This window comes from Heliomicrobium undosum (genome assembly GCF_009877425.1).
In the GTDB taxonomy this organism is placed as follows: Bacteria; Bacillota; Desulfitobacteriia; order Heliobacteriales; family Heliobacteriaceae; genus Heliomicrobium; species Heliomicrobium undosum.
In genome coordinates this window covers 1-451 of record NZ_WXEY01000068.1, presented here as the reverse complement: position 1 = coordinate 451, position 451 = coordinate 1, and the positions used below count along the sequence as shown (strand labels likewise).

The window sequence follows — 451 nt, the reverse complement described above, 5'->3', positions numbered from 1 at the left end:
GAAAAAGCTTGAGTCAAGCTCTTAAAAATATCAATCAACCGGAATTGATTGGTTTCGCACGCTTTTGATTCGCAACTGTTCGATTTTCAAGGACCAGTTTTTTCTTGCCCGTTTGCCGGGCGGAATCTTATAATATCACGTTTCATTCGGCATTTCAACTGGTATTTTCAAGCATTTGTTCGTTTTCGCTTGAAAATCTTTTGAGTGTCACCAGTCAAGCATCACAAGGATTCATATCACACAGATAATGCATCCTGCATGAGGCCGAATAAAAATTCCTGTCAGAGACAGGAATGACATCATACCATATCGATTGGATGCTTTCAACCGGAAATGTTTGGTTGAAATGGAGCCACTGACCGGGATTGAACCGGTGACCTTATCCTTACCAAGGATACGCTCTACCGACTGAGCTACAGCGGCATATGTATGAAAACTTCAGATAGAAAAG

1 tRNA gene is annotated in these 451 nt (G+C 41.5%); it reads right to left on the bottom strand.

The annotated features are described in order from the left end of the window. Nucleotides 1-347 precede the first annotated feature (347 nt). Nucleotides 348-423 (bottom strand) — tRNA-Thr (locus GTO91_RS17695). Between the last annotated feature and the right edge of the window lie 28 nt (nucleotides 424-451).